This window comes from Streptomyces sp. NPDC056835 (genome assembly GCF_042789485.1).
Classification (GTDB): Bacteria; Actinomycetota; Actinomycetes; order Streptomycetales; family Streptomycetaceae; genus Streptomyces.
The window spans coordinates 46,223-58,780 of sequence record NZ_JBHUBB010000037.1 but is presented as its reverse complement, the minus strand read 5'-3'; the positions used below and the strand labels follow the sequence as shown (position 1 = coordinate 58,780).

Here is a 12,558-nt window from a genome sequence, read left to right as displayed (position 1 = left end):
GTGATCGCGGACGTGTTCCGGGACGCGCTGGCCGGTACGAGCCGGCGCCTGCTCTTCACCTCGGCCCTTCCCGCTCTCGTTTTCTCGGCCGTCCTCCTCGGGGTCACTCTCGAAGCGGCCGCGGAAGCGAGTTCTGCCGCCGAGCTCGGTGCGGGGCCGGGTACGGGACTCGGTACGGGACTCGGTACGGGACTCGGTACGGCCGTCGCTACCTGGAGCGACCGGCCCGCGAGCGTGCGTACCGTCCATGCGGCGGGCTTCGTCCTCGCCGTCACCCTCCTCACCGCGCTGCTGGCGGCCCACCGGGTGACCCTGCTGCGCTGGGCCGAGGGGTACTGGCCGGGACGTTTCGGCCGACGGCTCGGGGCGCGGCGCGCGCGCCGTCACGAACGGGCCCGCGCGCAGCTGCGCGGCCATGTACGGGCGGGCGGCCCGGACGCGTACGAGACGCTTTATCTGCACTACCCACTGCCCGGGGTGCCCGTACTGCCCACGCGCCTCGGCAACGTCCTGCGCGGCGCCGAGGATTACCCCCGTACCCGGTACGGAATCGACGCCGTGCTCGTCTGGCCCCGGCTGTTCCCGCTCCTGCCCGCCCCGTTCACCGGCACGTTCGCGTCGAGCCGGGCCCGTCTCGACGGCGCGCTCGCCGCCACCGCGCTGTCCGTGGCGTTCGCCGTCGCCGCGCCGGTCTGCACGGTGGCGGTGGGCGGCGCGCCGTGGCTCGCCGCCGTCTCCCTCGTGGTCGGCGCGCTCGGTGCGCTGACCGGCTACCGGGCCGCGCTCACCACCGCCGTCGTGCACGGGCAGCAGATCCGCGTCGCCTTCGATCTCTACCGGGGGCTGCTGCTGGACACGGCGCGGAACGGCGGCCGGCCGCCGCTGCCGGAGGCCGGCCCCGCGGACCAGTGGCAGCAGCAGCCGCCCGCGCCCCTGCCGGTGCCCGCGCCCGCGCCCGAACCCGTGCCTGTGCCCGACGTGCTCAGCAGCGCGGCCGAACGCGAGATCTGGGAAGGGCTGTGCGGCTTCTGGTACCGGAACATCCCCGTCGAGGCGCGGGTCACCGCCCCGCGATCCGGCGGCTGAGTCCTGTCGCCCGCGCCCGGCCGGTACGGACGCGGCGGTCCGTACCGGCCTGCTCGTGCCGCGTCGGGCGACGTCGGGCGACGTCCGGCGACGTCCGGCGACGTCGAGCCGCGTCAGGCGAACGGGATCCGGATCACCGACTGGTTGCCGATACCGAGCGTGCTCGCGCCGGTGCCGATGGCGTTCCAGACCTCGACGCGTACCTTCCCGTTGACCAGGTTCCCGTGCGATCCGGTGGCCGACTTCAGGCCCCTGGCCTGGGTGTAGTGCTCATAGCCGGATACCGGATCGGTCGCGAAGTACTCGTAGGTCTCCGTACGGTCCCAGGTGCCGTCGCCCTTACGGTCGTAACTCACCTGCACCTGCTGGCCGTTGCCGACCGACGTCCCCGCGTCCACGAACAGGTCGAACTGCGTGGCGCCGCCGTTGTACGTACGGGTGATCCCGCTGGAGGTGAAGACCTGCGGGGTGTGCGGCGTGCCGTCGTAGTTGGCGCCGCCCGCCGTGGCGACGGTGGCCGACGCGGCCGAGCCGGTGGAGTCACCGAGTCCGGCACCCGTCCGCGCGTACAGCGTCGGGGAACCCGACGGCGGCGGGTCGGTCGGGGGATCGGTCGGGGGATCCGTCGGGGGCGTGCCACCACGGGTCCAGACGGCCACGTAGTCGACGAGCATGGGGCGGCCGGGGACGGTCGCGGCGGTCGGGGTCCGGCCGCCGAGCGCGTCGGGGAACGCGCCGCCGATCGCCACGTTGAGGAGGATGAAGTACCCGGCGTGGTCGGTCATATTGGCCCAGGTACCGGCGTCCATCTGGTTCTGCCGCACGGTGTGGAAGAGCTGGTCGTCCACGTACCAGCGCAGCTCATTGGGTGTGACGGCACGGTCCCACTCGAAGCGGTAGGTGTGGAACGCGGACTGGCAACTGGCCCCGGGGCAGGCACGGTTGGCACCGATCCCGGTGGTCTCGTTGCAGGGGCCGCCCGGGTTCACTCCGCAGTGCAGCACGCCCCAGACGGAGTTGATCCCGTTGACGTTCTCCATGATGTCGAACTCACCGGTGGCCGGCCAGTTCCAGTAGTTGCCCCGGTACGGCGAGCCGAGGGTCCAGAAGGCGGGCCAGTAGCCGAGGGCGGCGTCGCCCGTCACGTTCGGCATCTGGATACGGCCCTCGATACGGAGGGTGCCGCCCGCCGGAGCCTTGAAGTCGGCGCGATGGGTCTCGATCCGGGCGGAGGTCCAGTTGCCCGCGCCGTCCCTGAGCGGGGTGATCCGGAGGTTTCCGTTGCCGTCGAGGCTCAGATTGTCCGGGCTCGCGGTGTAGTTCTGGATCTCGCCGGTGCCCCAGTTGCCGGGTCCGCCGGGGTAGCCGTGGCCGGTGTCGGTCTGCCAGTTGGCGGCGGAGGGCGGGGTGCGGTCCGCGCCGTTGAAGTCGTCGCTCCACTGGAGGTTCCAGCCGGGCGCGGGCGGTATCGCGCCCTGGGCGGTGCCGGCGCCGGTGACGCCGATGAACCCGGCCAGCGCGACGGTCATGGCGAGGATCGCGGCGACGAGGGGGGTACGGGGGGTGCGGGGGGTACGTCTGATGTGGCTCGTTCTCAAGGAACACCTCCGGTGCGGATGGTGCCGAGGGGGACTGAGAAGACTGGTCGGGAGCGCGTCGAGAGCCGTACTGAGAGCAGTACTGAGAGCGCTCTCAGTACGCTCTCAGTACGTCTTGTAGCGGCGCCCGGGCACAGCGTCAATGCCTTTCCCCTTGCCTTGACCTTTGCCTTGACCTCGACGTCAAGGATTACGGTCGAAGACATGCGAATCGGCGAGCTGGCGGAGCGGGCGGGGACGACCACGCGGACTCTGCGGTACTACGAGTCACGCGGGCTGCTGCCCGCCCGGCGCGCGGTGAACGGCTACCGCACGTACGACGAGAGCGATCTGCGGCTCCTCCGGCAGATCAGGACCCTTCAGGACTTCGGGTTCGACCTGGAGGAGACGCGGCCGTTCGTGGAGTGCCTGCGCGCCGGGCATCCGGCCGGGGACGCCTGTCCCGCCTCGCTCGCCGTCTACCGCCGCAAGCTCGGCGAGCTGGACGGGCTGATCGGTGAGCTTCAGTCGGTACGGGCCCAGGTCGGGGCGCAGCTCGCGCAGGCCGAGGCGGCGCGCGCCGGGCTGGCGGCCGAAGCGGAGGTGCCGGGCGGTCCTGAACCGCGCTGCGAACTGACGCCGCACCCATCGACGCCGTACAAAAACTGATGTCGCACAAAAGCGCGCGAGAATTCAGCCGCGTCAATCGAGGAGAGACAGAGAAATGATCGCGATAGAGGGTGTCGACGCCGTGACGGACACGGACTTCGACAACGAGGTGCTCAAGGCCGGACTCCCGGTCCTCGTGGAATTCACCGCCGACTGGTGCGGGCCCTGCCGGCAACTCGCGCCGGTGCTGAGCGCCGTGGCCGGGGAACAGGCCGACCGGCTCAAGGTCGTCCAGCTCGATGTGGACAGCAACCCCGAGGTCACGGCGCGATACGGGGTCCTCGCGATGCCGACGCTGATGGTGTTCCGCTCGGGCGAACCGGTGAAGTCCATGGTCGGGGCCCGGCCGAAGCGCAAGCTGCTCCAGGAACTGGAAGAGGTGGTCTGACCCGTCGCGCAGAGCGCGGAATTCTGTACAGCCAATGGCGTGGCGGTTCCCGAAAACGCCTTAAAAATCTCTCATGTCACCGACAGGTCAAGCACAGCTGATCGCCATTTCGCGCCCAGGACCCCTCCTTAGGTTCTTGTCCATCGAAGCCGGACAACGGCTCCGGTGAACAGAGAGAACGAGAAGAGGGAGAATTCCATGAGCCTGCGCAAGATCACCCCGCTGAAGCCCGCGGCCAAGAACAGCCGCGCGCCGCAGAAGCCGGCCCCTGCGAAGAAGCAGCAGCCGCAGCGCCCGCAGCGCCGCCCGATCGGTGGCTGACGGCTGATTCCGGCACCCCGGTGGGGGGGGGGGCGCCCCCCCCGCGCCCCCCCCCCCCGAATCCCCCCCCGCCGCCCCCCCCGCCGCCGCGCCGGCGCGGGGGGGGCCCTCTCCGCCCGCCCCGGGGGGGGCCCCGCCCCCGCCGGCCGCCCCCCCACCGCCCTGCCATCCGGCCCCTCGCCATCCGGCGTCCTTCGCCATCCGGCCCGGCCCCAGCGGGAGCGACAGTGACCTCGTACGAAGAAGACCAGCCGACCGTGAGGCTGCGCGCCACCGGGCAGCGGACCGACGCGAGGCCCGCGCGCCCGGCCCTGCCCCTGCTCATACCCCCCGTGCCCGTACCGCCCGCACGGCCGTCGAACCCCCGCGCGTGCGCGGTGTCGTGGAGTTCGCCGGGGCCGGCTTCCGCTACCCCGGCGCGGAACGCGACACCCTCAGCGGGATCACGTTCGGGCGGCCGGGGGCCACCGACGCCGAGGTGGTACGGGCGGCCGAGGCCGCCGCCGCGCACACCTTCATCTCCGCGCTGCCCGACGGCTACGACACCCTGATCGCCCCGGGCACGGCCCGGCTCTCCGGCGGACAACTCCAACGCGTCACCATCGCCCGCGCGATGCTGCGCGACGCGCCCGTACTCGTCCTGGACGAACCCACCACCGGTCTGGACGCGCCCGCCGCCCGCCGGGTCGTCGGCCCGCTGCGCCGGCTGATGGCGGGGCGTACGACCCTCATGATCACGCACGATCTGAACCTGGCCCCGGACGCCGACCGCATCCTGGTCCTGGACCACGGCCGGATCGTCGAGTCCGGGACCCATCAGGAGCTGCTGTCGCGCGGCGGCGCGTACGCCCGCCTGCACGGCTCGCACAACGCGGGCGACGCAGGTAACGCGGGTAACGGAGGCAGCGCGGGCAGCGCAGGCAGCGTGGCGCGACGGAACACGCCAGAGCCGGAGACCCTTCAGCCGATGGGCGCCGGCATCCGCGCCACGTCGTAAGCCAGCTCGATCACATCCCCCGTGGCCGGGTCGCCCAGCTCGACCCGCCAGCGGTCGGCGAACTGGTCCACGCCCTCGGCCATGGGGATGGTGCCGGAGATCAGCACCGTACCCGGCACCAGATCGCCACGTTCCCGCAGCACCTCGGCCCAGTAGCCCGGAGTCAGCAGCTCCGCCAGCGTGCCGTCCTGGATCAGGGTCTCCTCCCCGGAGCCGGAGCCGGAGCCGGAGCCGGAGCCGGAGCCGGAGCCGGAGCCCGAGCCGACGTGGGTCACCCACGCCCGCAGGGTCAGCGCGTCCAGCCGCTCCTGTACGTCGGCCAGCCGCCAGGCACGCCGGGCGAGGACGTCCGGGCCCGCGTTCTTGCTCCACGCCACACCGTGCACCTCCAGCTCACGGTCGGTGTGGTCGCAGGCGGCCGTCAGCAGCAGTTCCCCGTCGCCGTCCACCACCAGGGCCCATTCCGCTTCGCCCGAGGTACGCCCGTGCTGGACGCTGACCCGGTCGGTGTGCTGGGCGAGATACGGGGCGACCGGGTAGAGGGCAGGGGTCACGGACGGCGCGGGCACCCCCAGCTCGGCGAGCTCCGCGACATGCGCGGCGACATCGTCCTGGCTGCGTCCGGCGTATCCGGCGTTGAGCACCTGGACGACATCGACGCGCCTGGTGGTGCCGTCGGGCAGTTCGAAGGTCAGCAGCGCCATGGGTTTCTCCACATCGATCGCGGTATCGGCGAGGTTAACTTTGCGCGGAAGGCTTGCGCATACGACCTGTATACAAGAAGTATGCCGGAAGGTCGATAGCGCACCTCAGCAAGGACGGTCATCGTGAAGAACAGCACGAACATGGACACGAGCAGGGGCAAGGGTTTGGAAACGCAATCGCTGGGCGGGTCCGCGGTCCGCCGCGCCTTCTTCGCCAGCCTCACCGGGACCGCCCTGGAGTGGTACGACTTCGCTATCTACTCCGTGGCCGCCGCGCTCGTCTTCGGCGATGTCTTCTTCCCCTCCGAGGACCCCGCCACCGGCACGCTCCTGGCCTTCTCCACCTACGCCGTCGGTTATGTCTCCCGGCCCCTGGGCGGTTTCGTCTTCGGCCGGCTCGGCGACAAGATCGGCCGCAAGAAGGTCCTCATCGCGACCCTCGTACTGATCGGGGCCGCGACCCTCCTGATCGGTCTGCTCCCCTCCTACGCCACGATCGGCGTGACCGCGCCCATCGCTCTCGTCATCCTCCGCTTCGCCCAGGGCGTCGGTGTCGGCGGCGAGTGGGGCGGGGCCGTACTGCTCTCCAGTGAGTTCGGTGATCCGCGCAGGCGCGGCTTCTTCGCCTCGGCCGCCCAGATCGGCCCGCCCGCCGGCAACCTGATGGCCAATGGCGTACTCGCCGCCCTCGGGGCCCTGCTGACGGAGGATCAGTTCACCTCCTGGGGCTGGCGTGTGGCCTTCCTGCTCTCCGGGGTGCTGGTCGTCTTCGGGCTGTGGATCCGCGCGAAGCTTGAGGAGACCCCCGTCTTCAAGGCGATGGAGGCCGAGCAGAAGCGCCCCGAGGCACCGATCCGCGAGGTCTTCACCACGCATCCGCGCGCGCTGTCGGCCGCGATCCTCAGCCGGGTCGCCCCGGATGTGCTGTACGCGCTGTTCACCGTCTTCGTACTGACCTACGCGACCGGCGAGCTCGGCATGTCGCGCGGCTCGGCGCTGGCCGCCGTCCTGATCGGCTCCTCATTGCAGGTCTTCCTGATCCCGCTGGCCGGGGCCCTGTCCGACCGGGTCAACCGGCGTCTGCTGTACGGCGTCTCCGCCGTGGCCGCCGGTGTCTGGCCGTTCCTGTTCTTCCCGATGACAAGTGGCGGCAGCTGGCCGCTGCTCGCGCTCGGGGTCGTGGTGGCGCTGGCCATCCACTCGCTGATGTACGGGCCGCAGGCGGCCTTCATCGCCGAGCAGTTCTCCCCGCGTCTGCGCTACACCGGCTCCTCGCTCGCGTACACGCTGGCCGGGGTCATCGGCGGAGCCGTCGCGCCGCTGCTGTTCACCGCGCTGCTCGACGCGTACGACTCCTGGATCCCGCTGGCGCTCTACGTCGCGGTGACCGCCGTGGTCACGGTCGTCGGGCTGTGTCTGGGCCGCGACGGGAACCCGGCCGACGACGAGAATCTGAGCGGTACGGAACAGCCCGTCCGCGTACAGGCGTGAGCGGTACGCCGTAAGCCGCGAGCCGGTAAGAACGTACGTACGTACGCCCCGCACCACATCCGCACGCCGAAGCCCTTACGTCCGCGCCCGCACGCCGTACCTGAGACCCGAGTCCTGAGACCCGAGTCCCGAGTCCCGAGACCCGAGTTCCGAGAAGGGAACCACCTCATGCGCATCGCGCTGAGCCAGCTCACCACCGGCCCCGACCCCGAGGCGAACCTCGAACTCCTTCGCGCCGAGGCCCACCGCGCCGCGGCCGAGGACGCCCGCGTCATCGTCTTCCCCGAGGCCGCGATGGCCTGCTTCGGCACCCCCCTGGCGCCGCTCGCGCAACCGCTCGACGGCCCCTGGGCAACGGCGGTGCGCCGGCTCGCCGAGGAGACCGGGCTCGTCGTGGTCGCGGGCATGTTCACGCCCGCCCCGGACGGCAAGGTGGCCAACACCCTGCTCGCCACCGGCCCCGGCGTCGAGGCGGCCTACGACAAGATCCATCTCTACGACGCCTTCGGCTTCGCCGAGTCCGACACCGTGGCGGCCGGCTCCGAGGTGGTCACCATCGAGGTGGACGGCGTCCGGATCGGCCTGGCCACCTGCTACGACATCCGCTTCCCCGAACTGTTCCGGGCGCACGCCGACGCCGGAGCGGTGCTCTCGCTGCTCCCCGCCTCCTGGGGCGCCGGTCCCGGCAAGCGCGAGCAGTGGGAACTGCTCATCCGGGCAAGGGCGTTGGACGCCACGCTCTGGCTCGCCGCCGTGGACCAGGCCGATCCCGCGGCGACCGGTACGGGGGCGGACCCCACCGCGAAGTCGGCGGCCCCCACCGGAATCGGCCACAGCGCCCTCATCGGTCCCGACGGGACCGTACGGCAGCGCCTCGGCGCCGGCCCTGGCACGCTGCTCGCGGACGTGGACCTGGACGAGGTCGCCGCGGTCCGCCGTGCCGTTCCCGTCCTGGCCAACCGCAGGCTCACCGACCCGAGCTGACCAACCCGAGCTGACCAACCCGAGCTGACCAACCCGAGCCGACGCGGTACGCGCCTCTGCTTCAACTCGGCTTCGATTCGGCTCAACTCACCTTCCAGCGGCCTCACTTCGGCCCGCTTCACTTCGGCGTCCTCTGCCGTCACACTTCACCAAGCGGGTAACTCCGGTGTCCTTCACCCCCCTCCGTATTGGCTGACCCTTCATCGCTCCGACATCCGGCGATGCTGGACGCGTCAACGAGGGCGGGGGAAGGTGATCCGGGCATGTCAATCGGACCGCGTACCCCACGTCGCGGTCGATCAGGAGGACGCAGTGAAGAAAAGCTCGCGCATCCGCAAGGTCTCGCTCATCTTCGGCAGCGCCATCGCGCTGGTCATCGCTGTGCCGGGCAGCGCGCTCGCCGATCCCCCCAAGGCGCTGCCCGGCAACGCGGACGGGCTGGAGCAGACGTTCCAGCCGGCCTTCGACTACGACACGGACGGCTGCTACCCCACCCCCGCCATCGGCCCTGACGGGACCATCGCCCCCGGCCTCAACACCACCGGGGCCGTCAACGGTTCGTGCCGCGACTCGTGGGACCTGGACAACACCAACGGATACGCGCGGTCCAAGTGCAACAACGGCTGGTGCGCGACCATCTACGGCCTCTACTTCGAGAAGGACCAGGCCGTGGCGGGCAGCGGGCTCGGCGGGCACCGCCACGACTGGGAGCATGTCGTGGTGTGGACGCAGAACAACGTGGCCCAGTACGTCTCCACTTCCGCCCACGGCAACTTCAACATCCACACCCGTGACCAGATCCGCTGGGACGGTACACACCCGAAGGTCGTCTACCACAAGGACGGCATCGGCACGCACTGCTTCCGTGCCGCGAACACCAACGACGAGCCGCCGGAGAACCACAAGGGCAGCTGGCAGTTCCCGACCCTGGTCGGCTGGAACGGCTACCCCGCGGGTCTCCGCGACAAGCTGAGCCAGGCCAACTTCGGCAGCGCCGTCTTCGGCCTCAAGGACGGCAACTTCAACAGCCATCTGGAGAAGGCCAAGCCGGTCGGCATCCCGTTCGACCCCAACGCCTGATGAACACGCCCTGGAACACCTAGCCGGCGAGCAGCACCTTGAGCGTCGTCTCCAGGTGACCGTCGATCGCGCTGTGCGCGGCCGGCCGGTCACCGGAGGCGATCGCCGCCAGGATCGCGCGGTGCTCGGTCAGTACGGACTCCTGCCGCCCCTGCTGGTTGTAGAGGGCCACCACCCCGGCCCTGATCTGCCGGCTGCGCAGCCCGTCATAGTGCCGGTTGAGCAGCGAGTTGCCCGCCGCGGCCACGATCGTGGCGTGGAAGAGATGGTCCACCGCGATGAACTCCCTGGCGTGCTCGGGCCCGCTCAGGGTCCGCTGGCGCTCCAGGAGCCCGGTCAGCTCGGCCACCAGTCCGTCCCGGTCCCCGGGGATGACCTGTTCCGCCGCGTACCGCTCGACGATGCCGCGCAGCTCCATCAGCTCGGTGATCTCCCGCCCCGACAGCGGCACGATCTGTGCCCCCCGCTTGGGGACCAGCCGTACGAGATCCTCGGCGGCGAGCAGCAGCAGCGCCTCACGGATGGGGGTACGGGAGACCCCGATGCGGTTCGCCAGCTCCTGCTCGGAGAGGAACTCGCCCTGTCTGTCCGGGTCGGTGAGCACGTTCTCCTTGAGGAACGCGTACGCCTTCTCCCTGCCCGACGTCATGACTTCCCCCACAGCGAAGGTTGCATACAACGAGTATACAGACGCGCCCGAGGTCGCGATACGCGCGAAAAGGATGCGAGACGCAAAAAGACCCCGGACCGAATTGACGGCCGGGGTGTTCCTCTGTGTATATTGGCTGTTTCCATGTCTTCGGTGAATAGCGACATGGGCCAGATCACTGGAATGCAGCGTATCGGACAGGGGCTGAATTGTCAACCGAGGAATTGCAGAATGAGCAGCAATTCGTCTCCCTCCTCTATGAGCGTCTTGATGCCCTGAGGGAGCAGGCGGAGACCGCCGTGGAGGCGTCGATCGGCCAGGTCACCACCGTGCGGCAGGCCCGTGTCGAGCGCGATATCAGCGTCGCGGAACACTCGGGCCGCGTGTCCGCGCTGAATGCGGTCGAGTCCGGTCTCTGTTTCGGCCGGATCGATCTCAGCGAGGGGACGACCCATCACATCGGACGCATCGGAATGCGACGGGACGACCCGGAACGTACCCCGCTGCTGATCGACTGGCGGGCCCCCGTGGCGCGCCCCTTTTATCTCGCCACCGGCCATTCACCGATGGGCCTGCGCAGACGACGCCACCTCACCACCGACGGGCGCCGTGTCACCGGGCTCCACGACGAGATCATGGACCTCACCGACACCACGCGCACCGGATACGAGGACCCGGACGGCGACGCCGTACTGCTCTCCGCGCTGAACTCCGCCCGCACCGGGCGGATGAGTGACATCGTGCAGACCATCCAGGCCGAGCAGGACCGCATCATCCGCGCGCCGCACCGCGGTGTGCTGGTGGTCGAGGGCGGTCCCGGCACCGGCAAGACCGCCGTCGCGCTGCACCGGGCGGCGTATCTGCTCTACGCGTACCGCGAGCAGCTGGCCCGCCGCGCCGTGCTGATCGTCGGCCCGAACCCCGCCTTCCTCGGCTATATCGGCGAGGTGCTGCCCTCGCTCGGTGAGACCGGTGTGCTGCTGTCGACCGTGGGGGAGCTGTTCCCCGGCGTACGGGCCACCGGTACGGACACCCCCGAGGCGGCCGAGGTCAAGGGCCGTGCCGACATGGCGCGCGTACTGGCCGAGGAACTGCGCGGCCGGCAGTCGCTGCCCCGCCCCGTCCTGGAGATCGCGCACGCCGAGTACGGCACGCTCGTACTCGACCGCGACACGGTGTACGAGGCACGGCAGCGCGCCCGGGACACCGGACTGCCGCACAACCCCGCCCGGCCGACCTTCGCCTTCCGGATCATCGACGCGCTCACCGAACAGCTCGCGGACCGGATCGGCGCCGACCCGCTCGGCGGTCCCAACCTCCTCGACCCGACGGACATCGCCCAGCTCGGCAAGGAGATCGCCACCAGCCCCGAGGTACAGGCGGCGATCGACACGCTGTGGCCGAGGCTCACCCCGCAGGAGCTCGTCTCCGACTTCCTGGCGGATCCGGGCGCCCTGCTCGGCTCGCGCGACGCCGCCGCCGTACGCCGCTCCGGGCCCCGTACCGGCGCCGACGCCAGGATCGACTGGACCCCGGCCGACGTACCGCTGCTGGACGAGGCGGCCGAACTGCTCGGCGAGGACGACAGCGCGGCCCGCGCCGCCGCCGCGCTGGAGCGCCAGGAGCGGATCGCCTACGCGCAGGGTGTGCTTGAGCTGTCGTACGGCTCCCGTACGCAGGAGTTCGAGGACAGGGACGACGACGACTCGGAGGTTCTTGCCGCGCACGACATCATCGACGCCGAGCGGTTCGCGGAGCGGCACGAGGAGACCGACACCCGCAGCGCCGCCGAGCGGGCCGCCGCCGACCGCACCTGGGCCTTCGGCCATATCGTGGTGGACGAGGCGCAGGAACTGTCCGCGATGGCCTGGCGGTTGCTGATGCGCCGCTGCCCGAGCCGGTCCATGACCCTGGTCGGCGACCCCGCCCAGACCGGGGACGCGGCGGGCTGCGACTCCTGGCAGCAGATCCTGGAGCCGTACGTACGGCAGCGCTGGGAGCTGTCCAAGCTGGGCGTCAACTACCGTACGCCCGCCGAGATCATGGAGGTCGCGGCCGAGGTACGGCGCCTGACGGACCCGCTCTTCGAGCCGCCGAGGTCCGTGCGCGCGACGGGCGAGGGGCCGCTCGTACGCTCCGCCAAGCCCGGTGATCTGGCCCGTACGGCGGCCGGTCTGGCGGTCGAGCATCCGGGTGAGGGCCGGCTCGCCGTGATCGCCCCGGCGGCGCTGCTGCCGGAGCTCGCGGCCGAACTGCCCGACGCCTCCTGGGGCATCGCGCCCGATCTGACCCGGCCCGTCGTGCTGCTCGACGCGCGGCAGGCGAAGGGGCTTGAGTTCGACACGGTGATCGTCGTCGACCCGGAGGGAATCATGGACGGCTCGCCGCGCGGCACCAACGATCTGTACGTGGCGCTGACCCGGGCGACCCAGCGGCTCGGGATCGTCCGCGACGCGGAGGTCCCGTCCCGGCTGAAGACGGCCACGCCGTAGGTCGTATCCACGAAGCCCCGCCCAAGGCGCGGGCGGACCGCGCGTACCGGGGCGTGCGGTCCGCCCGCGTGCGGTCCTTGTCCGCCGATCGCCGATCGCCATTCGCCGGGCTCCGGGCTC

11 protein-coding genes and 1 pseudogene are annotated in these 12,558 nt (G+C 70.8%); 9 read left to right on the top strand and 3 right to left on the bottom strand.

Annotated elements, in window-relative coordinates:
- Positions 1 to 1,086: a hypothetical protein gene (locus tag ACFRMN_RS32265; RefSeq protein ID WP_383026346.1), complete on the top strand. Its 1,086-nt coding sequence runs from the start codon at positions 1 to 3 to the stop codon at positions 1,084 to 1,086.
- 113 nt (positions 1,087 to 1,199) lie between these two features.
- Here ACFRMN_RS32265 and ACFRMN_RS32260 read toward each other — a convergent pair whose 3' ends face one another.
- Entirely contained in the window at positions 1,200 to 2,615 is a 1,416-nt protein-coding gene (locus tag ACFRMN_RS32260) for a glycoside hydrolase family 16 protein (protein WP_383026426.1), read from the bottom strand.
- A 273-nt stretch (positions 2,616 to 2,888) separates the two neighbouring features.
- On the opposite strand from ACFRMN_RS32260, the gene ACFRMN_RS32255 reads away from it, so the two are divergent.
- The 4 genes and pseudogenes from ACFRMN_RS32255 to ACFRMN_RS32240 all read left to right on the top strand — a co-directional run.
- Positions 2,889 to 3,332 (top strand): MerR family transcriptional regulator, encoded by a 444-nt coding sequence (locus ACFRMN_RS32255; protein ID WP_383026343.1) that lies wholly within the window; start codon positions 2,889 to 2,891, stop codon positions 3,330 to 3,332.
- A 55-nt stretch (positions 3,333 to 3,387) separates the two neighbouring features.
- Entirely contained in the window at positions 3,388 to 3,720 is a 333-nt protein-coding gene (gene trxA, locus ACFRMN_RS32250) for a thioredoxin (RefSeq protein WP_383026340.1), read from the top strand.
- A 198-nt stretch (positions 3,721 to 3,918) separates the two neighbouring features.
- Entirely contained in the window at positions 3,919 to 4,041 is a 123-nt protein-coding gene (locus ACFRMN_RS32245) for a hypothetical protein (protein ID WP_383026338.1), read from the top strand.
- Positions 4,042 to 4,483: 442 nt separating this feature from the next.
- Positions 4,484 to 5,038 (top strand): annotated as a pseudogene (locus ACFRMN_RS32240) (ATP-binding cassette domain-containing protein); the annotation flags it as partial.
- Here ACFRMN_RS32240 and ACFRMN_RS32235 read toward each other — a convergent pair.
- Positions 5,002 to 5,742, bottom strand: a complete 741-nt coding sequence (locus tag ACFRMN_RS32235; RefSeq protein WP_383026335.1) for a DUF2848 domain-containing protein — start codon at positions 5,740 to 5,742, stop codon at positions 5,002 to 5,004. The pseudogene ACFRMN_RS32240 and the gene ACFRMN_RS32235 sit on opposite strands and share 37 nt — an antisense overlap.
- A gap of 141 nt (positions 5,743 to 5,883) precedes the next feature.
- Between ACFRMN_RS32235 and ACFRMN_RS32230 the strand changes: the two genes are divergently transcribed.
- The 3 genes from ACFRMN_RS32230 to ACFRMN_RS32220 all read left to right on the top strand — a co-directional run bounded on the left by ACFRMN_RS32230 (position 5,884) and on the right by ACFRMN_RS32220 (position 9,297).
- On the top strand, positions 5,884 to 7,233 hold the full coding sequence (locus ACFRMN_RS32230; RefSeq protein WP_383026424.1) for an MFS transporter: 1,350 nt from the start codon (positions 5,884 to 5,886) through the stop codon (positions 7,231 to 7,233).
- Positions 7,234 to 7,401: 168 nt separating this feature from the next.
- Positions 7,402 to 8,217, top strand: coding sequence for a carbon-nitrogen hydrolase family protein (locus ACFRMN_RS32225; RefSeq protein WP_383026332.1), 816 nt, complete (start codon positions 7,402 to 7,404; stop codon positions 8,215 to 8,217).
- 312 nt (positions 8,218 to 8,529) lie between these two features.
- Complete coding sequence (locus ACFRMN_RS32220) at positions 8,530 to 9,297, top strand: NPP1 family protein (protein WP_383026329.1); 768 nt, start codon at positions 8,530 to 8,532, stop codon at positions 9,295 to 9,297.
- A gap of 19 nt (positions 9,298 to 9,316) precedes the next feature.
- Here the strand turns inward: ACFRMN_RS32220 and ACFRMN_RS32215 are convergent, their stop codons facing one another.
- Positions 9,317 to 9,946 carry a GntR family transcriptional regulator gene (locus ACFRMN_RS32215; protein WP_383026327.1) on the bottom strand — a complete coding sequence of 210 codons (630 nt, stop codon included), beginning with the start codon at positions 9,944 to 9,946 and terminating at the stop codon, positions 9,317 to 9,319.
- 209 nt (positions 9,947 to 10,155) lie between these two features.
- Between ACFRMN_RS32215 and ACFRMN_RS32210 the strand changes: the two genes are divergently transcribed.
- Complete coding sequence (locus ACFRMN_RS32210; RefSeq protein WP_383026325.1) at positions 10,156 to 12,438, top strand: HelD family protein; 2,283 nt, start codon at positions 10,156 to 10,158, stop codon at positions 12,436 to 12,438.
- The last annotated feature ends 120 nt before the right edge of the window (positions 12,439 to 12,558 follow it).